A 23,466-nucleotide genomic window follows, 5' to 3' on the forward strand; every position below is an offset into this window, starting at 1 on the left:
GAAGGCAGCCTTGGATCCCTTGGAATCCAAAAGCAAACCGGTTGAACGGTGGGGCCCTCCCGAATCGAGGCAGGAGATGGGGGAAGCGACGGGGAGTAACAGTGGGGCAGATCATAGGGCTCTCAGGCTTATCGAGAATGGGGAACTAGAGGGCATGCACGGTTAAGGTGGGCCACACCTGTTCTTGCAGGCGGGTTTCGATGAGCAACCGCAGGGTGTTTTGCTGGCTGGGGCAGGTGGTGCAGGATCCCTTGAGGCGCACCCACACCTGATCCCCTTCCAGGTCGTAAAGCTCCACATCGCCGCCATCGGCCAACAGCAGCGGGCGAACTTCCTCCTCCAGGACGGCCTGAATGCGGGCGATCTTTTGCAAGGTGGTGAGGGGAGAGGGAGCAGCGGGAGAGGGCTCTGTCTGGTTTTGGGAGTTCCCTTTTGAATTTCTTGAATCTTCTGAAGGGATCGTGTCGGTCTCGGCCAGAACAGCGGCAATCAGGTCTTCAATCTGGGCCAGGCAGGAACCACAGCCACCACCCGCTTTGCTGTAGGCTGTTACTTCCTCAGCGGAGGTGAGGTGGTTTTCCCGGATCAAGCGGCGGATCTTTTGCTCGCTGACGCCAAAGCAGGAGCAGACCAAAGCGCTGTCATCATCCGTGTGGTCAGGCAGAGGAAGGCCGCGATAGCTGTAGATGGCTGCCTCCAGAGCCTCTTGCCCCATCACCGAGCAGTGCATCTTGGCGGGGGGCAGGCCGCCTAGGTAGTCAGCGATTTGGCGGTTGTCGATCCGCAGGGCTTCATCCAGAGTGAGGCCGGTGATCAGCTCCGTCAGGGCCGAGGAAGAGGCAATGGCGCTGGTGCAGCCGAAGGTTTGGAAGCTGGCAGCTAAAATCCGCTCGCTAGCCTCGTCCACCTTTAAGTAGAGCCGCAGGGCATCGCCACAGGTGATGCTGCCCACTTCTCCCACCACCACCCGAACACCAGGCTCGGAGCTGGGATCCATTGCCCCTTGGTTTTTGGGGTGGTAGAAGAGTTCCAAAACTTTTTCGCTGTAGTCCCACATGGCTGGATCCTGAGTTGAGGATGCTAACGGTCGAGCGAAGATGAGTTTGAGCCGGGCGGTCAGCGGTGAGCCAGTTCCCGCTCCTGCTGTTGCAGCCAGTCTTCCGCCTCGTGGCTGAAGGGGGAGATGGCCCGCAAATGCTCGATGATCCCCGGCAAAACCTCCAGCACCCGCTCCACCTCTGCCGGCTGGGTAAAGCGAGAGAGGCTGAAGCGGATCGAGCCGTGCAAAACGGTGTAGGGCAGGCGCATGGCCCGCAGCACATGGGAGGGTTCCAGGGATCCCGAGGTGCAGGCGGAGCCGGAGGAGGCGCAGATGCCGTATTTGTTCAGCCAGAAGAGGATCGCCTCCCCTTCCACGAACTTGAAGCCCAGGTTGGTGGTGTTGGGCAGCCGCCGGGTGGGGTGGCCGTTAACCTGGATATCCGGGATCCGCTGCAGCAAGCCCTGCTCCAGGTGATCCCGCAGCAGCCGCTCATGGGGATCCCCCAGGTGGGCTTGGGCCAGCTCAGCCGCTTTGCCCAGGGCGATGATGCCCGGCACATTTTCCGTCCCGGCGCGGCGGCCTCGCTCCTGATGCCCTCCCAGCAGCAACGGACGGAAGCGCAAGCCCCGCCGCACATAGAGAGCGCCGATCCCCTTGGGGGCATGCAGCTTGTGCCCGGAAAGGGTGAGGAGATCCACCGGCAGGCGCTGCAGATCGAGAGGGATTTTGCCCACCGCCTGCACTGCGTCCACATGGACAACAGCCCCATAGCTGCGAGCCAGGGATCCCACCGCCTCGATGGGGAAAAGCACGCCCGTCTCGTTGTTGGCGGCCATGCAGCTCACCAGGGCAGTATCGCCGGTCAGGGCTGCTTCCAACTCCAGCAAGTCCAGGCAGCCTTGCTCATCCACCGAGAGGTAGGTGACGCGGTAGCCTTGTTTTTCCAGGTGCTTGCAGACGTTGAGCACCGAGGCGTGCTCTACCTGCGTGGTGATGAGGTGGCGCTTCTGGGGTTGGGCTGCCAAGGCTGCATAAATGGCCGTGGTGTTGCCTTCGGTGCCGCCACTGGTGAAGACGATCTCCGTCGGGTCGGCTCCCAGAAGGGCTGCCACCTGTTCGCGGGCTTGGTTGAGGGCACGCCCCACCTGGCCGCCAAAACTGTGCATCGAGGAGGGGTTACCGTAGAAGGTCTGCAAATAGGGCAGCATCGCCTCCAGAACCAGGGGATCCACAGCGGTGGTGGCGTTGTTGTCCAGGTAGATCACAGGGTTCATACAGGCTCCGAATCGATACAAGGTAGGGGTTGGGCAACGTTAAACGGCTTGCGGAGCGTGGGAATGGCACTGCTTTGGGCAAATGCGGGCGCAAGCCTGACAGCCGATGCAGAGGGCGGCATTGAGGATGGTCATCACTTTGCGCTCACTTTCTTCTTCCTCTTCGTTGTCGACAAACTCGCCGTCTTCGTTGAGGGCTCTGAGGGCAAACACACCCCGGCCACAGACTTTGAGGCAACGGCTACAGCCGAGGCAGCGGCTGATATCCAGGCTTTCGATAAACTGTGGGATCCAGGGCAGTCCGCCTTTGGTGAGAGCAGTTACAGTAGCCATGGCCAAGCTCCAAAGCGAGATTTTTAGGATCGGGGAGATTTGCTGTCCAAGGTCTGGTTGACCAACCAGGTGCGGTAAAACTTGAGGGCCACCGTTTCGATGAGGTCGTAGTCTTCCACCACTTCGATGCCGGCCTCGCGAATACGCTTCATGGGGCAATCGCCGATCTTGGAGACCAGCACGGCTCGGCAATCCCTGATGAGATCCAGGATTTGCTCTAGGTTGTTGTCCTCCCCGGATCCCCCGTGGCAGTACTGCGGGATCTTGCGGTGGCCGACAAACTGCGCCCCACGGGCGTTGACCTCGTAGATCAAAAACTCCCGCGCATGGCCGAAGTGGCGATTGACCAAGCCACCGCCTTTGCTGGCCACGGCCACCAGGATGGAGGGGCTGTCGGGAGGCAGGTCGGCTGTCCAGTGGGTCGGGGCTGCCTGCTGCTGAGCTTGCAGTTGGGCAATGCTTGCCTGTACCTGGCGGCGTTTTTCGGGGTCGTACTCGGGGGTCATCTGCATAAAGCGCTCCTTGGTGAACTCTTGGCTGCGGTCTTCCCCCAGAAGGCCCACCGCGTCCGCCCGACACTGGCGACAGTGGCGCATCATCCGCATGTTGCCGGAGCACCGATCTTGCAGGGCTTTCAACTCCTGAGGGGTGGGGCCCCGCTGGCCGATAAGGCCGAAGTAGGTGCCGTGTTCAGGCGCCGAGATCAGGGGCATGATGTTGTGCAAGAAAGCCCCTTTCTCCTGGATCACCCGGTTCACTTCCAAGAGGTGGGTGTCGTTGATGCCGGGAATGAGAACGGAGTTGACTTTGCAGAGGATGTCTGCCTCCCGCAGCAGATCCAGGCTTTCCATCTGCCGTTCGTGCAGGATGCGGGCTGCCTCCACCCCTCGAATGCGCTTGCGTCGCCAGCGGATCCAGGGGTAGATCCTGGCTCCGATCTCCGGATCCACCATGTTGATGGTCAGGGTGACGTGGTCAATGTTCAGCCGTTTGATCTCGTCGATGTAGTCCGGCAACATCAGGCCGTTGGTGGAAAGGCAGAGCTTGAGATCCGGAGCTTTCTCGGCAATGCGGGCAAAGGTCTCGAAGGTTTGCTTGGGGTTGGCCAAGGGATCCCCAGGCCCAGCAATGCCCACCACCGTCAGTTGCGGGATCTTGCCGGCAATCACCAGCACTTTGTGGGCGGCTTCCGCCGGGGTAAGCAGCTCGCTGACCACACCGGGCCGGCTCTCGTTGGCACAGTCGAACTTGCGGTTGCAGTAGTTGCACTGGATGTTGCAGGCGGGGGCTACCGCCACGTGCATGCGGGCGTAGTGATGGTGAGCTGCTTCGCTGTAGCAGGGATGGGTGGCGATGCGTTGCTGCAGATGAGGGGGGAGAGCCTGGCGGGGGCTGCTGCTGCAAGCGCAGGCCGATGGGGAAGGGGATCCCTGGCGGGGCGGAGTTGAAAGGGGCGGCATAGTGGGGTCAACCAGGGGATAGAACGTTACTGGCGGTTATATCAACCGCCCTCTGCCCGCTCCGTTGCACTCAGCCCGGTAGAACTGATCGAGTTTATTGGCTTTGTACTCAAGACCTGCAAAGCCTGATGGCAGGCCAAATCCAACTTTTTTTAGGGGTCAAGGGTCTGGTTTTTCAAGGCCGGGGATGCCGTATTTTGACCCAAAGGGGCGGGGGATCCGGCTGTGGGGAGGATCCCCGGAATCCCTGATTCGACAAGGGCTTGGGGCAATGCTTAAGAAATACTAAAAATCTGCTCAGATGCACTCAAGCGCCGCAGCCTCGGCTGCGTTTTGCATCAATTGCTACGATTTAATATCGTATCAGCCCAAAAGTGTATTGAAAATAGCCGTTTGAGTTTGAGGAAAGATCCCCCTGGGGCAAAGTCCTCGCCAAGGAAGTGAAGACTATTGCGGCGGCAGGCCGTCGGACTTTCTTGTTGTGACAGGGGGGATGTACTCGCTCAAATACCCATACCCTTCCCCGAAAATACCGGATCCCTGCAGGCAAAAGACTCAACCCCCTATCCCCAGAAAAACTTTTTTTGCGCTCTGGGCCAAGCTTCCAGGGCTTGAGTACATCAGCAATAACTCAATCAGTCCTGATCGCCCGCTGCCAAGCCTGAGCCCCTGCAGCCGCTTGCTATAAGCGGGGGATATAAGCGGGGGAACAGAACCCCAACGGTTCTGCCCCTCTGTTGAGACTCGCCCCCTGCTTCCCAACCGGTGAGCTTATGTCCCCCCTTGTTTCTCCCCCACCGAAAACGGCTGAAGTGCTGCAGGTGCCCCGTTGCGATCGCTGGCGGATTCTCTACCGTCTGCAAGAGCTGGATTTGACCTGTGGCTGTACCCCGACCGGCCAACTGTGGGTGATGATTCGCACCCCCACCGAAGCCCTCCTCGTCCACAGTGTGCTCCGCCTTTTCACCCTCAACCGCTCTGGCTGGCTGAGTTGGTTGGATCGCTGCTGGTCTCTCCAGACCTGGGATCCCCCTGAGAGATCTGCAGGAGGGGATGACCACCCCTGAACCTCTGCCGTTTGCCTTCTTGCTTCTCCTGTTCACCTCGTTTTGGTAGCGCCAATGACCACTCCATCCCCCTCAACTCACTCCTTCCAACAAGTCCGAGACAACCCCGTTCACCTGGGACGGGAGATCACGGTTCCCATCTGCGAGGGCCTCAACCTGGCTTGGGCCAGTCTTCAGGGGCTGTATTTGCAGTATCTGAAGCACCATCTGGTTGTCGAAGGAGCAGAGTTCTACTCAATTCATCAATTTTTCAACGAAAGTCTACAGGAAGTTCAGAACCACGCCCATGAGGTGGGGGAGCGCCTGAACGGCCTGGGTGGGATCCCGGCCTCCAGCTTTGCCAAGCTGGCGGAGCTGTGCTGCTTCAGCCCAGAAGGGGACGATGCGTTGGCTGTGCGGCCCATGCTGGAAGCGGATTTGCGGGCCGAGCAAAGCCTAATCGATCTGCTGCGTCGCCAGGCGGCTCTGGCGGAAAGTGTTGGGGATCGCGCCACCCGTCACCTCTACGAGCAGATTTTGCTGCGGACGGAAGAACGGGCCTTTCACCTGGCCCACTTTCTGGCTGCCGACAGCTTGGTTTTGGGCTTGTCCCCATCCTAGCTTGCCCATCTACGCCCACCCCTCGTTTTGGGAGACTCTGCCATGCTTACCCCCGATCGGGCGCCGCTGCTGCAGTTTTTGCAAGTTGAGCTTGGGATCCCGGAATCCGCCCTCACCTTCGCCCTGAAACGGCATGGGTGTGAACAGGGCCCTTTGCCCATGATTCTTTGGCATTACGGGCTGATTTCCTTGGAGCAACTGGAGCAGATTTTTGAATGGTGTGCTCCCCCTCCTCTTGTTACCAATTCTACCCATTCGGAGGTTTAAGCCATGACTTATCCCTACCCTTCTCTTCCCTTTCCCAGAGTCGGCAACCCTTTGGGATGGCTCGGCCTGGTTTTGAACTCAATTTTCAGATCCGCCCTGAAGTGGCCGCGCCGCTGGCTCAACAGCATTGAAATTCGGGGATCCCGGCAGGCCCGTTGGATTTGCCGTTTGATCCCGGCTTCCTGTCCCTTTGAGCGGGATATCCGACTGGGATCCCGCACCGTCCACATTCCGGCCCTCTGTCGCATCAACCCCCTCTACGAGGAGATCATCGCCCTGCGGCTACGGGCGGCGGCTTATCTGGCCGAAGCTGCGGCTCAACCCCAGCCCCCCTCTTCTCAGGAGATCCCATCATGCCTTTGATCAGCCGGACTAAAGTGGCGGAGCTGCTCAACGAGACCGCCTGCGAGCACAACCACAAGAAAGACGGCAAAGGCAAAAACAAAGTCTGTGCCGAGCAAGCCAAGCCAGGAGGAGCGCAGGGAGGCTGTGCCTTTGACGGGGCTTCGATTGCCCTGGTGCCGATCGCCGATGCCGCCCATCTAGTACATGGGCCAATCGCCTGCAGCGGCAACTCTTGGGGGACGCGGGGCAGCCTCTCTTCTGGCCCCCAGCTTTATCGGGTGGGCTTCACCACCGATCTGAGCGAGAACGAGATCATCTTCGGTGGGGAGGAAAAGCTGTTCCAGGCCATCCTTGACTTGCAGGCCAAATACCAGCCTGCCGCCATTTTTGTCTATCTCACTTGTGTAACTGCCCTCATTGGCGACGATGTGGAGGCCGTGTGTCAGCGGGCCAGCCGCCAGCTTGGGATCCCGGTCATTCCGGTGAATGCGCCCGGCTTTGTGGGCAGCAAAAACCTAGGCAACCGTCTGGCCGGAGAAGCCCTGCTGGACTATGTTATCGGCACCGCCTCCCCGGAGTACACCACTCCCCGCGACATTAACCTCATCGGCGAGTACAACATTGCCGGCGAGCTGTGGGATGTCTTGCCTCTGTTTGACGAGCTGGGGATCCGCATCTTGGCCAAGATCACCGGCGATGGCCGCTACCGCGAGATCTGTACCGCCCACCGGGCCAAGCTGAACGTCCTCATCTGCGCCAAAGCCCTGCTCAATGTGGGCCGCAAGATGCAGGAGCGCTACGGGATCCCCTACATTGAGGCTTCCTTTTACGGGCTGCAGGAGATGAACCACTGCCTACGGGCCATTGCCCAAGGGCTGAAGGATCCGCAACTGCAGGAGCGTACCGAGGCCCTCATCGAGCGGGAAACTCGCGCCACCGAGGCGGCTTTGGCCCCCTACCGGCAGCGGCTGGCGGGCAAACGAGTTGTCCTTTATACCGGCGGGGTGAAAAGTTGGTCGATCATCTCCGCCGCTCGAGATCTGGGGATGCAGGTAACGGCCACCAGCACCCGCAAAAGCACCGAAGAAGACAAAGCCCGCATCCGCGAGCTGCTTGGCCAAGAGGGCATTCTCCTGGACAAGGGCAGCCCCCAAGAGCTGCTCCAAGTGGTGAGGCGCACGAAGGCGGACTTGCTCATCGCCGGCGGACGCAACCAGTACACCGCCCTCAAGGCCCGCATCCCCTTTCTGGACATCAACCAGGAGCGGCACCATGCCTATGCCGGCTATCGCGGCCTGGTGAACTTGGCGCGGGAGATCGATGCCGCTCTCCACAGCCCCATCTGGGAGCAGTTGCGACGGCCTGCCCCCTGGGAGACTCCAGCCGAAGAGGAGGTGGGATAATGGCCCAGCTCATCCAAGAACGCAAGCCTCTCAGCGTCAACCCCCTCAAACTCAGCGCTCCGCTGGGAGCGGCCCTGGCCTTTCTGGGGATCAAGGGCTGTCTGCCGCTCTTCCACGGTTCCCAAGGCTGTACGGCCTTTGCCAAAGCGCTGCTGGTACGTCATTTCCGCGAGGCCATTCCCATGTCCACCACTGCCATGTCCGAAGTGGACACCATCTTGGGGGGGGAGGAGAATGTCGAAGCTGCCATCCTCACCTTGGTGGAGAAGGCCCAGCCGGAGCTGATTGGTCTTCTGACCACCGGCCTCACGGAAACCCGCGGGGACGATATGCCGCGCATCCTGCGGGAGCTGCGCCGACGCCAGCCGCAATTGCAGGATCTGCCCATCGTCTTGGCCTCTACGCCTGACTTTAAAGGATCCCTGCAAGACGGCTATGCCATCGCCGTCAACAGCTTGGTCAGCACCCTGCCGGAATCGCCGTCGGGATCCGTCCGCCCTGCCCAGGTAACGGTGCTGTGCGGGCCTGCCCTCACCCCCGCCGATGCCCAGGAGATCAAGGAAATGGTGGAAGCTTTTGGCCTGGAGCCAATCTTGGTGCCGGATCTCTCAGGCTCCCTAGATGGCCACTTGGGCACTGGCTTTAGGGCAACCCCGGACGGCGGCACCAGCCTCAAGCAACTGCGGCAGCTGGGGCGATCCGGCCTCACCTTGGCCATTGGGGAGAGCATGCGCCCTGTCGCCCAGCTCCTGGCCCAGCGTTTCGGCACCCCCTATCGGGCTTTTCCCCACCTAACCGGCCTCAAGGCTGTGGATCCCTTTTTGGCAACCTTGGCCGACTACAGCCAGCAGCCGGTGCCCCTGCGCTACCGCCGCCAGCGCAGCCAAGTCCAGGATGCCCTCCTGGACTGCCACTTTTTCTTCGGCAACCAGCGGATTGCCTTGGCCCTAGAAGCCGATCTGCTCTGGGGGTGGGTGGACTGGCTGCTGGATATGGGCTGTCAGATCCAGGCGGCCATCAGTCCCACACCGGATCCCCACTTGACCACCCTTCCCATTGAGGCAGTGCGGGTGGGAGATCTGGGGGATCTGGAGGAGCTAGCACCCGGGGCTGACCTGCTGGTGGGCAACTCCCACGTGGCGCGCCTGGGCAAGCGGCTGGGGATCCCAGTGCATCGAATGGGGATCCCTATCTTCGACCGGCTGGGGGCCAACCACCTCTGTCAGGTGGGCTATCGCGGCACCCTATCCCAACTGTTTGCCGTTGGCAACCTGCTGATGGAGCAGGAGGAAGCCCGTCACCCCAGCCCACCCCAGGTTTCTAGGCAGGGATTCTAAGGGATCCAGAGCTTCGAGCTAGATCCCCCTAGCTCCCCTAAACCCTCAAGTTCACGGTTCTAAGGAGAACGCCTATGCAAGTGGCCTTTACAACCCGCGACGGCAAGCACGTCAATGCCCACTTTGGCTGGGCCAACCAGATCGACCTCTACGAAGTCACCCCCGAAGGCTACCGATTTTGTAAGACCCTCACCTTTGGAGGCAACTTGGAGGCAGATGGCAACGAGGACAAGCTGGTGCCCAAGCTGCAGGCTTTGGCCGATGTCACCCTCATCTACGTGGCTGCCATTGGCAGCAGTGCCGCCGCCCGCCTGATCAACCGCCGCATCACCCCCATTAAAGTGCAGTCGGAAGAAGAATCCATCGAGAGCTTGTTGCAGCGCCTGGTAACCACCCTGCACAATCCTCCCCCCTGGCTGCGCAAAGTGCTCTTGGCCGAGCGCGCCCGCAAAGCCGAAGCCCCAAATCCCTCTACTTCCCCTGCGGAGGTTTAGCCATGACGGTTACCCCTCTTTCCCCCTCGACCAGCCCCATCCTGCAGGAGATCGTTCGCCAGATGCGGGCGGCGGATCCCTACGGCACCTACCGCACCTGGAGGGATGAGTTGCTGCTCAAGCCCTTTGTCGTCACCAAAGCCCAGAAGCGCCAAATATCCCTGGAAGGGGAGGTGGATCCGGCAGTGCGGAGCCGCATTCTCATCTACTACCGCGCCATTGCCGCCCTGATTGAAAAGGAAACGGGCCTCCTAGCTCAGGTGGTGCTGGATCTCAACAGCGAAGGCTTTGGTTGGGTGCTGGTCTTCTCAGGGCGGTTGTTGTTGGTGGTCAACACCCTGCGAGACGCCCATCGCTTCGGTTTCGAGTCTCTCGAACAGCTCACTGAAAAAGCTACTGCCCTTATCGACAAAGGGATCCAACTGGCCCGAATCTACCCCGAGGTGGGCCGACTGTAGCCGCTTGTCTCCGTCCCGGCAGCCATTTTTTCTTCTTTTTCTTCAGCAATTAGGAGTGCCTTGCCCATGTTGAATGAGAGTGACGTTGAGAATGTTGTGAACGGCCTGGATTTCGAGCCCTTCGAACACCTGTCTGCCGACCAGCTCCGCACCGAGATCAAGCGACTAAACAGCAAAGCAGGCCAACTGAAAATGGATCTGCACGATCTGGCCGAGGGGCTACCCGACGGGTTCGAGCGACTCCCCGACTTGGCAGCCCGCACCTATGCCCTGTTTGCCCGGCTGCACACCCTCAGACAACGCTTGAAAACCCTGGAGACCTGCCGATGAGTTGGAACCGCAACCGCCGTTGGAAAGACTTCCAAGCCCTAGTCAATGCCGAGGATTATTTCGCTTTTTTCGAGCTCCCCTACGATCCGCGGGTGGTCAACGTGAATCGCCTGCATATCTTACGCAAATTCGCTCAGTATCTAGGCCCTCTGGAGTGTTTCCAGGGCAGCGAAGAAGAGCGATTGGAGCAAGCTCGGCAAGCGCTGGAAAAAGCGTACCAAACCTTTCTCACCTCTACTCCGCAGCAGGAGAAGCTATTCCGAGTCTTTCAAGACTATGGTTGTCCGGATCCCGTTGGCGGCTGTGCCGGCTGCAGCTCTTCGGGAGAGCGGGGCGAATGCAGCCCTGGGATCCCTGCCTAAGCTCCCTTGTTTACCCCTCGTCAACTCTCTGGAGATCTCATCATGGCTACCTACACAGTTCACTTGGTTAACCCAAAACGACGGCTCGACACCTATATCTCAGTAGATGAAGATTCAACCATCCTAGAAGCGGCTGAGGATCAAGATGTGGATTTGCCCTCTTCCTGCCGCTCCGGTAGTTGTTCCTCTTGCGTGGCCAAAGTGGTAGAAGGAGAAGTCGATCAATCGGAGCAAACCTTTCTGGATGAGGAGCAAATAGCCAAAGGATTTGTGCTGCTCTGTGTGGCCAGACCTCGCTCCAGTTGTACAATTCGTACCCACCAGGAAGCTTACTTGGTTTGATAGACCGCCGCTCTCCAGCTGCTTGCCGCTAGGCTTAAGCAGCCTTTTTTCTATTTTTTTCTAGAATTAGGGATCCCTATATGTTGGCACCGCCCACCGTCCCTAAGATCTCAATAACCATATCTCCTCTCCAACTCATGAAGGTTGGAGAAGAAGGTCGCATCTACCAACTGCGCGGATCCGAAGCTGCTTGCGCCCAATTGCAGCAAATGGGTCTCACTCCAGGTACCTATCTCCAGGTTATCCAACGTCACCCTGAGTGGATCCTACTCCTACCCAGTGGCCAACTTTCCCTTCCTGCTCATTTAGCTAAACCCATCTGGGTTTACATGGATCCCCGTTGCGCCTTGATGTCTACCCAAGAACCGAATAAGAAAACAATCTTAAATTTGCCAAGAGCCTTCTAAAATGTAGTCTATTTACCCAATTTTTAACCTGTAATGAGGGACACTCAAAGTAAGGGAAGCTCATCTCTTCATAACCTATCTTGATTTGGGAGCAAAGCCATGAACACCTGTTTGTTGCACCTGGGCTCCATCCTTAAAGCTGCTGAAGAGCTTAGCCTTGTGGAAAAGCCTTTCCCCAAGTTGCAACACATCCAACTCTGCACAGGACTAAGCCCAGAGGAAATCGTGCGGGCGCTGGAGCTAGAACCCAATCCCTTGGGTTGGCATCTGGAGCCAAGCCACAACCTGGCCGATGAATCGGCGTATTGGGTGGGCGGACGACCTTGTGTCGGCTTGGTTATTGAGCGTTTTGCCTGACACTTGCTGCAGTTCGGATCCCTAAAAGGCTCTCAAGGGGGGAGGAGTAGCCTGCAAAGCCATCTCAAAAGTTCACTGCAAACATTAGAAGTTAAGAGAAAGCAAAGCTTTCCAGAAGGTTCACCCTAGACCAAATCTCCCTGGCCTGCCGGGGATCTTTTGAGGTATCGTTCAATCCAGTTCACGAATTGAGCTTAGGAAACAGACCTTAAACTAAGGTCTCTCGCCGGGCTGCCACGGCTTTGCGAGGAAGGTCTCCATGGCCGGGTTTAGGGTTTTGCAGATGCGATAGCAGGTGTGAACGAGGGAGAGCTACAGGGAAACGTTATGGAGTTTGAGGGCTATGGCTTATCAAATCTCAGGGGATTGTATCGGTTGCCACGCTTGCGTAGATAGCTGTCCTACAAAAGCTATCGTTGTCCAGGATGGGGAATACTGGATTAATCCTCTGTTGTGCAACGACTGCGAAGGTTTCTTCCCAGAACCTCAGTGCGTTAGCCTGTGTCCCGGTTCTGCCCCGCAGCCTTATGAAGCCATGAAGGGGCGCAACCGCACGGTCACGGCCCGCATTCGCAGCAGTCCACCTCTATTTTTGAACGGCCATAGCCAGGCTTTTGCTTCGTCAATTGTGGTCTGGGAAGCTTGCAATTTCCTATCTCAATTTCAATCTCTCAATCTGCAAAAGCAGGGAGATAACCAGGTTTGCTATCAGAAATCTGTTGGCCACAACCAGGGATCTCTGACCCTAACTCTATGTTTGGACGGGATCCCACAAAGTGCTCCGATCGATGTGCGAACTGCCTGTTTGCATCTTATTTTTGCTGCCTATGCCGCCGGGTTGGATAGCCCCTGGAAGGAATCCTTTGTTTTCACCGACTCACAATTGGAGTCCTATTTGGGCTGGGATAAACGTAAAGATCTGAGCAAGATGACCCGTCTCCACCTGTTCATGACCTGGATAGAGCAGCTCTGTCGGATTCAAGTCTCCATCGATTGGCCGGATCAGGGGCGGGTGAAGGGGTTTTCGGTACCGGCTGGCCCTCTGTGGAGGCTGCTCAAGATGCATCGCCACTTTCAAAAAGATGAGCAGGGCTGCAACCATCTAGTGGGCCTGACTTGGGCGATTCAGCCCGGCGAATGGACACGGTACTTTCTCAATCGACAAGGGTGCCGCCAGGGGCAAGCCTTTTATCAGTACAGCAGCCTGCCCCTATCCCTGTTGCAGGCAGTGATGAGCCATTGGCAGCATCATGAAGGAGCCATGCGCTTGCTGCTGTGGCTGTTGTTCAAAGTGAGGATGGGGCGGCAACAGCGTCTGACGGTGCCTACCCTGATGCGGGTGGCCTACGGGGAAAAGCGACTGCAGGAAGCCTATCTCAATCTCCAAGAACGCAAACGGCTGCTGCGCACCTTTGAAAGCGATCTGGAGGTTCTCAACCACTACGGCCTCAAGCCGGAGTTCGATCCCCTCACCTATCCTTCTTCCATTCAACCCCTGTGGGCTCGCCTGGAAGCTGTGCCCGAGGATGCGGACGAGGCATTGAACTTTTGGATTGAAGATGCCAACAATGGCGGCCTGCTGACCGCTGCCGGGCCACGGGGCAAGTGGGGACTTTTGATGCAGGCTCGCATTCAGCGGTTTCATCCGCCCTCCGACTGGCATCGTCAAGCAGTTCAAGAAGCCAGATCCCCGACCCGAGAATCGGGATCTCGGCGGCAGCGTAGGGCAAAGTCTGCGCCTGTTGCAACAGACTCGGATCTCCCTGGCCCTCCCGAAAACCCAAAAGACTTCCCCTCAAGCAAAGCTTTGCGTGGAGCGGATATCTCGGCGGCACGCCAGCAAAAGGGAATCAGCCAGCGGGAATTGGCCCAGAGGCTGGGGCGCAGCCAGAGCTGGGTGCGGGATGTAGAGAATGGGCGGCTTCAGATCAGCCTAAACGATCGCCAGCGCCTTATCAAAGCCCTGTATTTGGATCCCAGGCAACAGCAAGTCTAGGCCAGTTACTCAATTCACTCATCCACTCACTCATCCACGGCAATGACCACATCCGAGGCTTTGATGGCAGCATACGCTTCTTTCCCAACTGCTATGCCCAACCGTTCGGCAGAGTGCTTAGAAATAATGGCTGTTATTTCTATGCCTGGTGCAACTTCCAGAACAATTTCGGCATTGACCATGCCCACCTGGACACTTTTTACAGTTCCTTTAAACAAGTTGCGAGTGCTGATTTGCATGACTTCTCCTTTGTTGAACAAGCAGAGCAACAGGGGTGTTGACCGAACTGAACAAGAGAGGAGCTTGCCGGATGGTCATTCAACACCGGTTTCAATACTATCAGATGCTTATCGTTGCCTCTGGGGAGGAAGAGCTGCCAATAGTCTAGATTATGTATCCTGAAGATACAAACTGCAACCTCTAATGGTCAAAGTACCGAGCGATTGGTGGATTTTCCTGTTCTGAAAGTCGTCACGGGTCAAAGAAGAATGGCTATGAAACGAAGAACTGCAATGTTATTCCTGGGGATCCTAGCCGCTCTGGCTTTGAGGTGGGGGTCGGCTCCCGGCTTGGCGCAATCTCAGCCCATTTTGGTGGGGGCTGCGGTGAGCTTGCAACCGGCTTTAACGGAAATCGACCGGTTGTTCACCGCCCGCTATCCCGACATCAAGGTTGAGTACAACTTCGCCAATTCCGGCTCTCTCCAGCAACAGGTGGAGCAGGGGGCTCCTTTGGACGTGGTATTTTTCGCAGCCGCCTCTTTTATGGACGCCCTTGCCAAGCAAAACCTGCTGGTGGCAGGATCCCGGCGAGATCTTCTCAGCAACCGCATGGCTTTAATTGTGCCTGCCAATGCCAGAACCAAGGTTCAGGATTTTGCCGACTTGGTGGCGGAAGAGATCCGGGTTCTGTCCATTGGGGATCTGCAGGCCATGCCCGCCGGACGCTATGCCCAGGAAATTCTCACCCAAGCAGGGGTGTTTGAGACGCTGCGGCCCAAGATGGTGTTTGCCAGCACGGTGCGGGAAATTTTGACGGCGGTGGAGCAGGGCAATGCCGACGCCGGGATCCTGTTTACCTCGGATGCTCAGCTTTCAAATCGGGTGCGAGTAGTGGCTACGGCGGATCCCATTACGCCAATTATCTACCCGGTGGCATTGGTGCGCGATACTCCCGCCGGACAGTCTTACTTGGAGTTTTTAACCTCAGAAGAAGCAGCAGAGGTGTTTGTGAAGTACGGCTTTATCCGCCTGTGAGGGATCCCTCTGCAATGGCGCGGATGAGTTACTCCAAATGAGCGACTACGACCTATCCCCGCTTTGGATCTCCCTACGGATTGCCGGCTTGGCCACAGCTATCACCTTTGGGGTGGGGACGCTGGCGGCTTACGGGATGTTGCACTACCGAGGTCGCTGGCGCTCTCTCATCGAGGCCCTCTTGTTGGCGCCGCTGGTGTTGCCGCCCACCATGGTGGGGTTCCTATTGTTGCTGCTATTTGGTCGGCGAACCCTTCTGGGACAACTTTTGGCCTCGCTGAACCTATCGGTCATCTTCACCTGGTATGCCGGGGTGATCACGGCAGTGGTGGTGGCCCTGCCCCTGATGTACCGCACGGCCTTGGGAGCTTTCCAGCAGATCGACCCGACGCTGGTGGCGGCAGCCCGCACCCTGGGAGCAAGTAGGGCCAAGATTTTTACGCAGGTGCTGATCCCACTGGCCTTACCAGGGATCCTAGCGGGGGTTACCCTCAGTTTTGCCCGCGCTCTGGGGGAGTTCGGCGCCACCTTGATGCTGGCAGGCAACATCCCAGGCCGCACGCAAACCCTGTCCATGGCCATCTTCTTTGCCGTTCAGGCGGGGGACATGCGGGGGGCAGCCATTAGCTCGGCCTTGGTCTTGATGTTGTCCTTGGGGGTGATGACGGCAGTTAACCTTTGGTTTCAGCGACGGCCCTGGCAGCGACCTCCCTCTCGTCCTCTACAGGTTCTCACCAGAAGGGATCTGGATTTCTCAACTCCGGCCCCCCGCCTCTGGGTAGACATTGACAAGAAGCTGCCCCAATTTGAGCTGCAGGCGCAACTGAGCTGCGACGGGCGGCCATTAGGACTGCTGGGGGCCTCTGGATCCGGCAAAAGCCTACTTTTGCGCTGCATTGCCGGGATCGAAACCCCGGATGGTGGGCGCATTTTGCTCAACGAGCGGGCGTTGTTTGACGCCGAACAGGGGATCCGGCTGCCCCCCGCTCAGCGACGGGTAGGGGTGATCTTCCAGAACTACGCTCTGTTTCCCCATCTCACCGTCGCCCAGAACATCGCTTTTGGGATCCCTGCGGGCTTGAGCGAAGCGGAAAAACAGGAGCGGATCCAGGCCCAGCTGCGGTTGGTCAAGCTGAAGGGCTGGGAAAACCGCTATCCCACGGAGCTCTCCGGAGGACAGCAGCAGCGGGTGGCCCTGGCGCGAGCCTTGGCTTCTGAGCCGGAGATCTTGCTGCTGGATGAGCCTTTTTCTGCTTTGGATGCCCACCTGCGCAGCCAACTGGAGCAGGAGATGGGGGAGATCCTAGCCGACTACAAGGGAGTCACGCTTTTGGTAACCCACAACATTGAGGAAGCCTTCCGCCTCTGCGGGGATCTGGCTGTAATGGAGCAGGGGCGAATCATTGCCCAGGGGGACAAGCGTCAGCTATTTGAGGCTCCCCCCTGCCTTAGTGTGGCGCAACTGACGGGTTGCAAAAACATCTCGCGGGCCAAGCTCCTGGGCCCTCAACGGGTGCTGGCCTTGGATTGGGGCTGTGAGCTGCAGGTACAGGGATCCCCAGCGGGAGAATACATCGCCATCCGCGCCCACCACCTCACCTTCAGGCCCGACGGGAAGCTGCCCAACACGTTTCCGGCTTGGCTGGTGAAGTGGAGCGAGACCCCCCACCGGCTGACCCTCTTCTTTAAGCTGGGCAGCCCTCCTGCCCACCGCCAGGACTATCACCTGCAAGCTGAGGTGTGGCGGGAGCGCTGGCGAGAGGTGGAAGGTTGGGGATCCCCGTGGTGGCTGCAGTTGGATCCCCGGCATCTGAGGGTGTTTTGAGTCTGGAGCCCAGGAGTCAGGTGGGCTCGCCCAAGCGGTAGCCCCGCGGGGTAATCAGCCGCTCCCCATGGCGAAAGGTCTGGGAGTTGCCGATAAAGACCAGGGTGAGCATGTCCACCTCCTCTGGATCCAGCTCCCCCAGGGTGGTAAGGCGGAGAGTTTCGCCAGGGCGGTAGAGGTTGCGGGCCAAAGCCACAGGGGTATGGGCGGGCCGGGCCTGCAAAAAGATCTGCAGAGCCTTGAGGAAGGGATCCACCCGCTGCCGGGAGCGGGGGTTGTAAAGGGCCACCACAAAATCGGCAGCTGCAGCCGCCTGCAGGCGTTTTGCAATCACTGGCCAGGGGGTAAGCAGATCCGAGAGGGAAATGGCGCAGAAGTCGTGCATCAGCGGAGCCCCCAGCCGGGCGGCAGCCGCCTGGAAGGCAGAGATCCCCGGCAGCACCTCCAGAGAAGGGCGGATCCCATCCCAGCCAGAGCGGACCAAGCACTCCAACACTAGCCCCGCCATGCCGTAAATGCCCGCATCCCCCGAAGAAATCACCGCCACCTTCAGCCCCTGCTGCGCCCAAGCAATCGCCCGTTCGGCTCGCTGCAGCTCTTGGGTAATGGGAGAGGCCTCCCGGATTTGGCCGGGGTGCAAAAGGGGATCCACCAGATCCAGATAAAGCTGGTAGCCAATCACCACCTCAGCTTGGGCTAAAGCCAGGCGGGCGGCCAAGGTCAATTGAGCGGGATCGCCGGGGCCGGTGCCAATAAGCCACAGATGGCCACTGCGAGGGGAATATTCCCGGGCAGCGCGGGCAATGGCCAGGGTACAGGCCCCTTCGGTTTTCGAGGTGAAGACCTGCTTGGGGCAGAGGAGGGTTGCTCCCCCAAAGGGCTCTACCTTCTCCGCAACGCAAGAGGGCCTCTCAAAAGCTCGGTCACCTCTTCCCCAGATCTGAGCCGCCAAAAGAGCAGCCGCCTCGGCTACGGAGGGGGTGCCCACCGCCTGCCGCACCGCCTCCGAAGGGTGGGGCACCGGGATCCCGGCCAAAGCCTCTGCCGGGAAAAACTCAATGGGCCAGCCGTGGGCCTGAGCCAGCTCCAAAAGACCCGGCTCGTCTCGCTTGAGCTCTAGGGTGGCCAGGCCGGCAATGGCCTCGAACGCCAGCCCCTGGGCCTGCAGCAGGCGGCGCAGGGATCCCTCTAGCCAAACGCGGGTAGTGCCCCGCTCGCAGCCCACCCCCACCCAGAGCACCCGCGGATGCCAGTGCACTGTCGGGATCCCCGTGGGAGGGGAGAGGTATTCCCCAATCCAGATCTGGGCAACGGGATGGGGAGGAGAGGAGGCCACTAGGGGATGATCTGCCGGCCAAGCTTGTCGCCAAAGCCGCGTGCCGCAGGTCTGGTGAACGGCCACCGGCTCTCCCCGCGTCAAGGCGGCTGCCACCCCGTTCCAATCTCCAGCGCCCCGCCGCCAGCCGTAGGGATCCCCCAGCAAATCCAAAGGCGGGATCCCCAGCCCCTCGGAAGCAGAGGTGAGAACCGGCTGGGCTCCCAAGGTAGCGGCCACCTGCCGCGCCAGGGCATCGGCCCCCCCCACATGTCCCCCGCACAGGCTAATAGCCCAGCGACCGGCTTCGTCCACCACCACCACCGCTGGATCCCGCTGCTTGTCCTGCAAGAGGGGGGCAATGAGCCGCACCACCGACCCTGCGGCCAGGATGAAAAGACAGCCCTGCACCTGGGGCCAAGTTTGGGCAACAGCTTCTGCCAGAGATCTGGGCGCTGTGGGATGGCTGGGATCCCCGTAGGCTTGCCAGGGGGAGGGCAGCCCCTGCGGTTCAGCTTTGCTCCAGCAGATGACCTCCTTGCCTAGGAGGGGGATCAGGGAGTCGGCCAACCGGCGGGCGCGCGGGCTGGGGGCAAACAGAGCGAGCTTCATCGAGGTGGGCCAAGGCTGAAACTTCCCCGGATCCTATACTGGACATAGAGCCACCCGCGAATGGACAAGTGCTGATGGTCATCCCACCCGGACTGATGCTGCCCCTGATCCCCCTGGAGGTTTTGCTCTCCACCAAGGGGCTGATGTTTTTGCTGCTATCGGCCTATGGGGGGGCCATGTGGACATTCTTAAGCGGCGCTCCCCGCGTCCACACCATCATCGTGCCGGACTTGGAGCAGGCCAGAGGGTTTTACGAGAAGGTGTTGAAACTGCCGGAAGCGGAGCTGCCCCTGCAGTACTACTACGGCTACGAGCAAAGCATGGTCGGCTACAGCCTAGGATCCGCTTACTTTCCAGGGGATATTGGCCTCAGTCCCCGCTTCGATGCCAAAGCCCGTCCCACCTCTGGGCCCACCCAATTGGATACCCCCGGACTTTGGTACCAACTCTCCGACAATGTTCAATTGCACGTGATCCCTGGCTCTACAGATCCCTATGCGGGGTCCGGTTCCTACGGCAACGCCTCTAGGCCTAGCTCCTCATCTGCTTCTGCTTACGGGACTGTACCGGCAGCGGGCCGCAGCAGCGGCGTTCGCTATCGCCATGTCAGCTATGAGCGGGAGTCCCTTAAGGCCCTTCTGAAGCGAATCAACAAACAAGGGATCCGCAACAGCATTCGCTCCGAGAAGCCCTTCGTCTTTTGGGTGCGGGATCACCAGGGTCAGATTATCGAATTTGCCGAACTGAAAGGCTGACGGGATCCCCTAAGATTGTTAAAGGAAAGCCAAAAGTCGGCGGCGGGGGGATGCCAACGATGAAACGGGTGCTGCTGCTGGTGCTGTGTTTGCTGTGGCTCGGGGTGTGGGGCGGCCAGCCGGCCGTGGCTCTGTCGCGGGCCAAAGACAATCCGGTGGTGAGCGTGCAATCCCCAGCCAAGGACTTCATCACCACCGAGTCGGGATTGCAATACTACGACATCACTCAAGGCAGTGGGCCTTCCCCTCAGCCGGGGCAAACGGTGGTGGTCAACTACGTGGGCAAGCTACAGGATGGCACCATCTTCGATAGCTCCTACAAGCGCAATCAGCCTTTTATCTTCACCTACGGAGTGGGCCAAGTCATCCGCGGTTGGGAGGAAGGGCTGGCCACCATGCGGGTGGGGGGCAAGCGGTACTTGCGCATTCCGCCGGAGTTGGCCTATGGCAGCCGCGGGGCAGGCGGGGTGATACCCCCCAATGCCACCTTGGATTTTGAAGTGGAGCTCCTGGCCATCCAGTAGATTCAGATCTTGCAGAGACCGAATATCCAAGCGGCATTGGGCTTGTGCAGGAACTCCCTTCCCCGGAACTGTCTTCTTCTTGGCGGCCCAGTTCTCTGGCAGCAGATCCTGCCCTAGAAAAAGCTCGCCTGCGCCAGCACTTTCGCCAGCTACGGCAGAGGTTGGACAGATCCCTTATCAGCCAGAAGATCGTGGCTCATTTGGCCTCTTGCCCCCAACTTTTGGCCGCCAAAACCATCCTGGCCTATGTGGCCTTCGGCTCCGAGGTGGACTTGGGATCCCTGTTTGTCCTTTTCCCGGAGAAGCAGTGGGGGATCCCCCGTTGTCTGCCGCGGCGGCAAATGCAGTGGCACCGGTACGGCTCGGCTGAGCTGATTCCCAATCGCCGGGGGCTACTGGAGCCCTCTCCCCACAGCAAAACCCTCGACCCCACCGAGGCGGATTTGATCCTGGTGCCCGCCCTGGCCTGCGATCGTTGGGGAAGGCGTTTGGGCTATGGCGGCGGCTATTACGACCGCTTTTTGGCCGCTTTGCCGGATCCCAGTGTGCCCAAGTGGGGCATCCTCCCCCAAGCCTGCTTGCTGGAGCAGCCCCTGCCTCAGGATCCTTGGGATCAGCGCCTGGATGGGATCCAAACCGAGGAAAGGTTCTACGAGACGGGGATCCCCTAGACTAAAGAGGGTGGGCCCTGGAGGAAAAACGATGAGCCAAGTTTGGAAGCCGGCGCAGTGGCTAACCCAAAAGCTGCGTCTTGTCTGCATGAGCTTTGGCTGTGTGGCATTGGCGGTGCTCTTGATGGGCTTTGGGGCGATCCCCCTGCAACTGAAGGATCTCCACGTCACCCCCTGTCCCGATACCCCCGAATACACCAACCTGGTGACCAGCAACGGCAACCCCATACCGGCCAGGTGCCTGTTCGTCGAAGGCACAGTGGTCAACCGCTCCAAAAATACCCTGCTGAACGCGGATGTCTTCGGTCGGCTTTACGATGCCAACGGCAACGAGGTTCTGCCGGAGCGTACCCGCCTGGGGGCCATTGCAGAAGTTCCTCCCGGCGAGAGCCCTTTTTCAATTCGCATCTCGGTGCCCATAACCAGCCCCCTGCCCCTCACCCTGGAGCAATTCAAGGCCAGCGGCTTCAGCGGCACCGTGCGTCGTTAACGTCTAAAGCTGGCGGGTGAACTCCACCTGGGTGGGGCGCTCAGGCAAATGGAGCTGGGCGACCACAGGCGGCGTTTGGGCGATCAGCCGGCCCCGGCGGAAGACATACAGGCAAGCCGGTTTCAGGCGAATGGCTTCGACGGCATCGGCGACCTGGAGCACCACCAGATCGGCGTAGCAGCCGGGTTCCAGGCCGTAGCCTTCCAACCCCAGAATGCGGGCCGGGTTTTCTGTTACCGCCAAAAAACACTGGCGCATCTGCTCATAGCCTGTCAGGTGGGCGGCGTGGATGGCCATGTGGGCCACCTCCAGCATGTTGCCGCTGCCCAAAGGGTACCAGGGATCCATCACACAGTCATGACCAAAGGCCACCGTCAAGCCTGCGGCCATCAGCTCGGGCACCCGGGTCAGCCCCCGCCGCTTGGGGTAGGTGTCGTGGCGCCCCTGCAGCACTAGGTTTACCAGCGGGTTGGCAACCACCCCCAGCTCCGCCTCGGCCATTAGAGGAATTAACTTGCTCACGTAGGCGTTGTCCATCGAGTGCATCGAGGTTAGGTGGGATCCGGCTACCCGCCCCTGCAAGCCCAGCCGCAGCGTTTCGTAGGCCAAGGTTTCCACATGGCGCGAAAGCGGATCGTCCGTCTCGTCGCAGTGCAGATCCACCCGCAGACCCCGCGCTGCTGCAATTTCACATAGGGCCCGCACCGAAGCCGTCCCTTCGGCCATCGTCCGCTCGAAGTGGGGGATCCCGCCCACCACCTCCACCCCCAAATCCAGAGCCTTCTCCAGGAGCTGCACCGCCCCTGGCGAGCGATAGTAGCCATCCTGAGGAAAGGCCACCAGTTGCAAATCCAAGTAGGGAGCCACTTTTTGCTTGACTTCCAGCAGCGCCCGCACCGCCAACAGGTTGGGATCGCACACATCCACATGGGTGCGGATGGCCAGGATCCCACGAGCCACCGCCCAGTCGCAATAGGTCAAGGCCCGCTCCATCACCGCCTCGGGGGTCAACAGCGGCTTCAACTCCCCCCAGAGGGCGATCCCTTCTAGCAAGGTGCCCGACTGGTTGACGCGCGGGATCCCATAGGTGAGGGTGGCATCCATGTGAAAGTGGGCATCCACGAAGGGGGGCGACACCAAGCGGTTGCTGACATCAATTTCTTGGGGGGCAGTGGCTTGTAAGTTGCTTTCCAGAGCCACAATGCGATCCCCCTGGATACCGATATCGATTCCCTTGCGGCCATCCGGCAAATTGGCCCGGCGCAAAATGAGATCCATATGTTGTGGCTATTTGTTTGAACTTAGGATGGAAAGAAGCAACTACAGTTGACTGAATGATAGGCCAAATCAGATAAAGATGTCTTAAATTACCTCAAAGCCCGAATTTAGGAAACCAGTTGATTGGGTTATTGCTCACTTTATAAAAGAGGGCTGTAGTCCCCAACAGCATCCGGTTGTGCAAGATATCAACCAAGTAGTCAGAGGGATAATCTATCGAGAGCTGATTTGAGAGGACTTGGCCCTTACATCCATTCCAACCGTCAGCGAAACTTCGTTGTCCATTACAAACAAGCTCCTTCTCAAAAAATTGTATTTCAGGATACATATTTTCAGGGATCTCCCCCTTAGGATAAGCCGAGCAGTAACCCGATCTCGAAGTAACCTCAACAGAAGCGACTATGGCACGTTTAGAACTCTCCCGGCGGGACTTCTGCCTGCGTTCTGGGGCTTTCGTGGCTGGCCTGATGGGGAGCCGCTGGTTGGTTCGCGATGCCGCGGTGGCTCAAGGAACCAAGCTGAAGGTGGCCGGGGTTTATACGGTTCCCATTGAGCAGCAGTGGGTGAGCCGGATCCATAAAGCCTTGATGACCGCCCAGGAGCGGGGGGATATTGACTATACCTGGTCGGAGTCAGTTTCCAACACCGACTACCCACGGGTGCTGCGTCAGTATGCCGAGAGCGGCGTCCAACTGCTGGTGGGTGAGGTCTTCGGGGTGGAGCGGGAAGCGCGGGAAGTAGCCAAAGACTATCCCAAAGTCAGCTTTTTGATGGGATCCAGCCTCAAGCCGGATCCTGCCCTGAGCAATTTTGCCGTGTTTGACAACTACATCCACGAGCCTTCCTAAGCGGTGGCGACCCAGAAC

The 23,466-nt window shown here is 59.1% G+C and carries 28 protein-coding genes; 21 read left to right on the forward strand and 7 right to left on the reverse strand.

Annotated features, from left to right (window positions below; translation table 11 throughout):
* Positions 1-145: 145 nt before the first annotated feature.
* From nifU to nifB, 4 genes are read right to left on the reverse strand one after another with little or no spacing between them, the layout of a single operon-like run.
* Complete coding sequence (nifU, locus tag NW840_RS01790) at positions 146-1,057, reverse strand: Fe-S cluster assembly protein NifU (RefSeq protein WP_414342042.1); 912 nt, start codon at positions 1,055-1,057, stop codon at positions 146-148.
* Positions 1,058-1,116: 59 nt separating this feature from the next.
* Complete coding sequence (gene nifS, locus NW840_RS01795) at positions 1,117-2,316, reverse strand: cysteine desulfurase NifS (RefSeq protein ID WP_414342044.1); 1,200 nt, start codon at positions 2,314-2,316, stop codon at positions 1,117-1,119.
* A gap of 39 nt (positions 2,317-2,355) precedes the next feature.
* Positions 2,356-2,649 carry a ferredoxin III, nif-specific gene (gene fdxB / locus NW840_RS01800; RefSeq protein WP_011432079.1) on the reverse strand — a complete coding sequence of 98 codons (294 nt, stop codon included), beginning with the start codon at positions 2,647-2,649 and terminating at the stop codon, positions 2,356-2,358.
* A 23-nt stretch (positions 2,650-2,672) separates the two neighbouring features.
* Positions 2,673-4,109, reverse strand: coding sequence for a nitrogenase cofactor biosynthesis protein NifB (gene nifB / locus NW840_RS01805; RefSeq protein ID WP_414342046.1), 1,437 nt, complete (start codon positions 4,107-4,109; stop codon positions 2,673-2,675).
* A gap of 773 nt (positions 4,110-4,882) precedes the next feature.
* Between nifB and NW840_RS01810 the strand changes: the two genes are divergently transcribed.
* The 14 genes from NW840_RS01810 to NW840_RS01875 all read left to right on the forward strand — a co-directional run bounded on the left by NW840_RS01810 (position 4,883) and on the right by NW840_RS01875 (position 13,874).
* Positions 4,883-5,176, forward strand: coding sequence for an Asr1405/Asl0597 family protein (locus tag NW840_RS01810; RefSeq protein ID WP_099813101.1), 294 nt, complete (start codon positions 4,883-4,885; stop codon positions 5,174-5,176).
* A gap of 54 nt (positions 5,177-5,230) precedes the next feature.
* Positions 5,231-5,776 (forward strand): ferritin-like domain-containing protein, encoded by a 546-nt coding sequence (locus NW840_RS01815; RefSeq protein WP_414342049.1) that lies wholly within the window; start codon positions 5,231-5,233, stop codon positions 5,774-5,776.
* 42 nt (positions 5,777-5,818) lie between these two features.
* Entirely contained in the window at positions 5,819-6,043 is a 225-nt protein-coding gene (locus tag NW840_RS01820) for a DUF2949 domain-containing protein (protein ID WP_011430659.1), read from the forward strand.
* A gap of 3 nt (positions 6,044-6,046) precedes the next feature.
* A complete protein-coding gene (locus NW840_RS01825) occupies positions 6,047-6,406 on the forward strand; it encodes a Mo-dependent nitrogenase C-terminal domain-containing protein (RefSeq protein ID WP_414342051.1) in 360 nt (119 codons plus the stop codon).
* Positions 6,397-7,791 (forward strand): nitrogenase iron-molybdenum cofactor biosynthesis protein NifE, encoded by a 1,395-nt coding sequence (gene nifE, locus NW840_RS01830; protein ID WP_414342053.1) that lies wholly within the window; start codon positions 6,397-6,399, stop codon positions 7,789-7,791. Before NW840_RS01825 ends, nifE begins: the two co-directional genes overlap by 10 nt.
* A complete protein-coding gene (nifN, locus tag NW840_RS01835; RefSeq protein WP_414342055.1) occupies positions 7,791-9,128 on the forward strand; it encodes a nitrogenase iron-molybdenum cofactor biosynthesis protein NifN in 1,338 nt (445 codons plus the stop codon). Before nifE ends, nifN begins: the two co-directional genes overlap by 1 nt.
* Positions 9,129-9,202: 74 nt before the next feature.
* Positions 9,203-9,622: a nitrogen fixation protein NifX gene (gene nifX, locus NW840_RS01840; protein WP_414342057.1), complete on the forward strand. Its 420-nt coding sequence runs from the start codon at positions 9,203-9,205 to the stop codon at positions 9,620-9,622.
* A 2-nt stretch (positions 9,623-9,624) separates the two neighbouring features.
* Positions 9,625-10,080 carry a NifX-associated nitrogen fixation protein gene (locus NW840_RS01845; RefSeq protein ID WP_414342059.1) on the forward strand — a complete coding sequence of 152 codons (456 nt, stop codon included), beginning with the start codon at positions 9,625-9,627 and terminating at the stop codon, positions 10,078-10,080.
* Positions 10,081-10,146: 66 nt separating this feature from the next.
* Positions 10,147-10,410 (forward strand): CCE_0567 family metalloprotein, encoded by a 264-nt coding sequence (locus tag NW840_RS01850; protein WP_011432070.1) that lies wholly within the window; start codon positions 10,147-10,149, stop codon positions 10,408-10,410.
* The gene (gene nifW, locus NW840_RS01855) at positions 10,407-10,772 is read left to right on the forward strand and encodes a nitrogenase-stabilizing/protective protein NifW (protein ID WP_414342061.1); all 366 of its coding nucleotides are present in this window, start codon (positions 10,407-10,409) and stop codon (positions 10,770-10,772) included. The genes NW840_RS01850 and nifW overlap by 4 nt, the downstream gene beginning before the upstream one ends.
* 42 nt (positions 10,773-10,814) lie before the next feature.
* Positions 10,815-11,114, forward strand: coding sequence for a 2Fe-2S iron-sulfur cluster-binding protein (locus NW840_RS01860; protein ID WP_414342063.1), 300 nt, complete (start codon positions 10,815-10,817; stop codon positions 11,112-11,114).
* A gap of 137 nt (positions 11,115-11,251) precedes the next feature.
* Positions 11,252-11,521: a ferrous iron transport protein A gene (locus tag NW840_RS01865; RefSeq protein WP_238376962.1), complete on the forward strand. Its 270-nt coding sequence runs from the start codon at positions 11,252-11,254 to the stop codon at positions 11,519-11,521.
* Positions 11,522-11,620: 99 nt separating this feature from the next.
* On the forward strand, positions 11,621-11,878 hold the full coding sequence (locus tag NW840_RS01870; RefSeq protein ID WP_011430669.1) for a hypothetical protein: 258 nt from the start codon (positions 11,621-11,623) through the stop codon (positions 11,876-11,878).
* Positions 11,879-12,221: 343 nt separating this feature from the next.
* Positions 12,222-13,874: a helix-turn-helix domain-containing protein gene (locus NW840_RS01875; protein ID WP_414342065.1), complete on the forward strand. Its 1,653-nt coding sequence runs from the start codon at positions 12,222-12,224 to the stop codon at positions 13,872-13,874.
* A gap of 26 nt (positions 13,875-13,900) precedes the next feature.
* Here the strand turns inward: NW840_RS01875 and NW840_RS01880 are convergent, their stop codons facing one another.
* A complete protein-coding gene (locus tag NW840_RS01880; protein ID WP_414342067.1) occupies positions 13,901-14,113 on the reverse strand; it encodes a TOBE domain-containing protein in 213 nt (70 codons plus the stop codon).
* Between the two features lie 255 nt (positions 14,114-14,368).
* Between NW840_RS01880 and modA the strand changes: the two genes are divergently transcribed.
* Positions 14,369-15,130: a molybdate ABC transporter substrate-binding protein gene (modA, locus tag NW840_RS01885; RefSeq protein WP_414342069.1), complete on the forward strand. Its 762-nt coding sequence runs from the start codon at positions 14,369-14,371 to the stop codon at positions 15,128-15,130.
* A 37-nt stretch (positions 15,131-15,167) separates the two neighbouring features.
* Positions 15,168-16,955, forward strand: coding sequence for a molybdate ABC transporter permease subunit (gene modB, locus NW840_RS01890; RefSeq protein ID WP_414342071.1), 1,788 nt, complete (start codon positions 15,168-15,170; stop codon positions 16,953-16,955).
* 16 nt (positions 16,956-16,971) lie between these two features.
* On the opposite strand, the gene cobJ is transcribed toward modB, so the two are convergent.
* Complete coding sequence (cobJ, locus tag NW840_RS01895) at positions 16,972-18,882, reverse strand: precorrin-3B C(17)-methyltransferase (RefSeq protein WP_414342073.1); 1,911 nt, start codon at positions 18,880-18,882, stop codon at positions 16,972-16,974.
* A 74-nt stretch (positions 18,883-18,956) separates the two neighbouring features.
* Here cobJ and NW840_RS01900 point away from each other — a divergent pair, with 74 nt between their 5' ends.
* The 4 genes from NW840_RS01900 to NW840_RS01915 are packed head-to-tail and all read left to right on the forward strand — an operon-like array spanning position 18,957 to position 21,322.
* Positions 18,957-19,637, forward strand: coding sequence for a hypothetical protein (locus tag NW840_RS01900; RefSeq protein WP_011432060.1), 681 nt, complete (start codon positions 18,957-18,959; stop codon positions 19,635-19,637).
* Between the two features lie 59 nt (positions 19,638-19,696).
* Positions 19,697-20,161: an FKBP-type peptidyl-prolyl cis-trans isomerase gene (locus NW840_RS01905; RefSeq protein ID WP_414342074.1), complete on the forward strand. Its 465-nt coding sequence runs from the start codon at positions 19,697-19,699 to the stop codon at positions 20,159-20,161.
* A 44-nt stretch (positions 20,162-20,205) separates the two neighbouring features.
* Positions 20,206-20,832, forward strand: a complete 627-nt coding sequence (locus tag NW840_RS01910) for a 5-formyltetrahydrofolate cyclo-ligase (RefSeq protein WP_414342075.1) — start codon at positions 20,206-20,208, stop codon at positions 20,830-20,832.
* A gap of 31 nt (positions 20,833-20,863) precedes the next feature.
* Positions 20,864-21,322: an FxLYD domain-containing protein gene (locus NW840_RS01915; protein WP_414332474.1), complete on the forward strand. Its 459-nt coding sequence runs from the start codon at positions 20,864-20,866 to the stop codon at positions 21,320-21,322.
* A gap of 3 nt (positions 21,323-21,325) precedes the next feature.
* Here NW840_RS01915 and NW840_RS01920 read toward each other — a convergent pair whose 3' ends face one another.
* Positions 21,326-22,600, reverse strand: a complete 1,275-nt coding sequence (locus NW840_RS01920) for an amidohydrolase family protein (RefSeq protein WP_414342077.1) — start codon at positions 22,598-22,600, stop codon at positions 21,326-21,328.
* 401 nt (positions 22,601-23,001) lie between these two features.
* On the opposite strand from NW840_RS01920, the gene NW840_RS01925 reads away from it, so the two are divergent.
* A complete protein-coding gene (locus NW840_RS01925; protein WP_414342079.1) occupies positions 23,002-23,448 on the forward strand; it encodes a hypothetical protein in 447 nt (148 codons plus the stop codon).
* Positions 23,449-23,466 lie beyond the last annotated feature (18 nt).

The organism is Synechococcus sp. R5-13, assembly GCF_047462015.1.
Taxonomy (GTDB): Bacteria; Cyanobacteriota; Cyanobacteriia; order Thermostichales; family Thermostichaceae; genus Thermostichus.

Bases quoted from the DNA above. Each gene is read 5' to 3' on its own strand.
- nifU (WP_414342042.1), bottom strand. From the start codon at position 1,057: ATGTGGGACTACAGCGAAAAAGTTTTGGAACTCTTCTACCACCCCAAA.
- nifS (WP_414342044.1), bottom strand. From the start codon at position 2,316: ATGAACCCTGTGATCTACCTGGACAACAACGCCACCACCGCTGTGGAT.
- fdxB (WP_011432079.1), bottom strand. From the start codon at position 2,649: ATGGCTACTGTAACTGCTCTCACCAAAGGCGGACTGCCCTGGATCCCA.
- nifB (WP_414342046.1), bottom strand. From the start codon at position 4,109: ATGCCGCCCCTTTCAACTCCGCCCCGCCAGGGATCCCCTTCCCCATCG.
- NW840_RS01810 (WP_099813101.1), top strand. From the start codon at position 4,883: ATGTCCCCCCTTGTTTCTCCCCCACCGAAAACGGCTGAAGTGCTGCAG.
- NW840_RS01815 (WP_414342049.1), top strand. From the start codon at position 5,231: ATGACCACTCCATCCCCCTCAACTCACTCCTTCCAACAAGTCCGAGAC.
- NW840_RS01820 (WP_011430659.1), top strand. From the start codon at position 5,819: ATGCTTACCCCCGATCGGGCGCCGCTGCTGCAGTTTTTGCAAGTTGAG.
- NW840_RS01825 (WP_414342051.1), top strand. From the start codon at position 6,047: ATGACTTATCCCTACCCTTCTCTTCCCTTTCCCAGAGTCGGCAACCCT.
- nifE (WP_414342053.1), top strand. From the start codon at position 6,397: ATGCCTTTGATCAGCCGGACTAAAGTGGCGGAGCTGCTCAACGAGACC.
- nifN (WP_414342055.1), top strand. From the start codon at position 7,791: ATGGCCCAGCTCATCCAAGAACGCAAGCCTCTCAGCGTCAACCCCCTC.
- nifX (WP_414342057.1), top strand. From the start codon at position 9,203: ATGCAAGTGGCCTTTACAACCCGCGACGGCAAGCACGTCAATGCCCAC.
- NW840_RS01845 (WP_414342059.1), top strand. From the start codon at position 9,625: ATGACGGTTACCCCTCTTTCCCCCTCGACCAGCCCCATCCTGCAGGAG.
- NW840_RS01850 (WP_011432070.1), top strand. From the start codon at position 10,147: ATGTTGAATGAGAGTGACGTTGAGAATGTTGTGAACGGCCTGGATTTC.
- nifW (WP_414342061.1), top strand. From the start codon at position 10,407: ATGAGTTGGAACCGCAACCGCCGTTGGAAAGACTTCCAAGCCCTAGTC.
- NW840_RS01860 (WP_414342063.1), top strand. From the start codon at position 10,815: ATGGCTACCTACACAGTTCACTTGGTTAACCCAAAACGACGGCTCGAC.
- NW840_RS01865 (WP_238376962.1), top strand. From the start codon at position 11,252: ATGAAGGTTGGAGAAGAAGGTCGCATCTACCAACTGCGCGGATCCGAA.
- NW840_RS01870 (WP_011430669.1), top strand. From the start codon at position 11,621: ATGAACACCTGTTTGTTGCACCTGGGCTCCATCCTTAAAGCTGCTGAA.
- NW840_RS01875 (WP_414342065.1), top strand. From the start codon at position 12,222: ATGGCTTATCAAATCTCAGGGGATTGTATCGGTTGCCACGCTTGCGTA.
- NW840_RS01880 (WP_414342067.1), bottom strand. From the start codon at position 14,113: ATGCAAATCAGCACTCGCAACTTGTTTAAAGGAACTGTAAAAAGTGTC.
- modA (WP_414342069.1), top strand. From the start codon at position 14,369: ATGAAACGAAGAACTGCAATGTTATTCCTGGGGATCCTAGCCGCTCTG.
- modB (WP_414342071.1), top strand. From the start codon at position 15,168: ATGAGCGACTACGACCTATCCCCGCTTTGGATCTCCCTACGGATTGCC.
- cobJ (WP_414342073.1), bottom strand. From the start codon at position 18,882: ATGAAGCTCGCTCTGTTTGCCCCCAGCCCGCGCGCCCGCCGGTTGGCC.
- NW840_RS01900 (WP_011432060.1), top strand. From the start codon at position 18,957: ATGGTCATCCCACCCGGACTGATGCTGCCCCTGATCCCCCTGGAGGTT.
- NW840_RS01905 (WP_414342074.1), top strand. From the start codon at position 19,697: ATGAAACGGGTGCTGCTGCTGGTGCTGTGTTTGCTGTGGCTCGGGGTG.
- NW840_RS01915 (WP_414332474.1), top strand. From the start codon at position 20,864: ATGAGCCAAGTTTGGAAGCCGGCGCAGTGGCTAACCCAAAAGCTGCGT.
- NW840_RS01920 (WP_414342077.1), bottom strand. From the start codon at position 22,600: ATGGATCTCATTTTGCGCCGGGCCAATTTGCCGGATGGCCGCAAGGGA.
- NW840_RS01925 (WP_414342079.1), top strand. From the start codon at position 23,002: ATGGCACGTTTAGAACTCTCCCGGCGGGACTTCTGCCTGCGTTCTGGG.